Genomic DNA, 836 nt, shown 5'->3' with positions numbered 1-836 from the left:
GTTGCATTGGTTGCTCTTCCACTTGTGATTCTACTACCACTTGCTGCATTGGTTGTTCTTTCACTTGTGGTTCTGCTACTACTTGCTGCATTGGTTGTTCTTCCACTTGTGATTCTACTACCTCTTGTTGCATTGGTTGTTCTTTCACTTGTGGTTCTGCTACCTCTTGTTGCACTGGCTTATTCTCTACTCGTACATTAACAGAAGGCGGCATTGCATTTGCTCTAGCTGCATGTCTTTCCATTAATCGTGTTCTATCTTGTTTCAGCATAACAACATTAAATGGTACATGACGCTTTTTCTCACGTTTTGGTTCTTCTTTTTGTACAACTGGTTGTTCTTCTACGACCGGTGCTTCTTCTACAACTGATTGTTCTTCTGCGACTGGTGCTTCTTCTACAACTCGTTTATTTTCTTCTGTTTCTGCAATTAAAACATTCGCAAAGCTTTGAACATCGTTCTTTGTCTGTTCATCAGCCTCAGCTACATGTATGAATTCACTGTTTTGTTCAATTACTTCATCTTCTTGCTGAATTTCCTCAAGTGCTACAAATGTCTCTACTACAGGCGCTTTTGTTTCTGCGATCACTTCTACTTCTTCTAGCTCTTCTGTTTCCGCAATTACTTCTACTTCTTCTGACTCTTCCGCTTCTGCAATTACTTCCACTTCTTCTAGCTCTTCTGCTTCTGCAATCACTTCCACTTCTTCTGTTTCCGCAATCACTTCCACTTCTTCTGTTTCCGCAATCACTTCCACTTCTTCTAGCTCTTCTGTTTCTGTAATTACTTCTACTTCTTCTGACTCTTCCGCTTCTGCAATTACTTCCACTTCTTCT

Annotated in this window: 1 pseudogene; it reads right to left on the bottom strand. The window is 40.6% G+C overall.

The window, feature by feature from the left end:
* A pseudogene (locus tag ACODS7_RS32270) lies at window positions 1–836 on the bottom strand (DNA translocase FtsK); the annotation flags it as partial.

This window comes from Bacillus sp. FG16, assembly GCF_057809515.1.
Note: the sequence above shows the minus strand (reverse complement) of the source record. Positions and strands in the feature narration are given on the sequence as shown.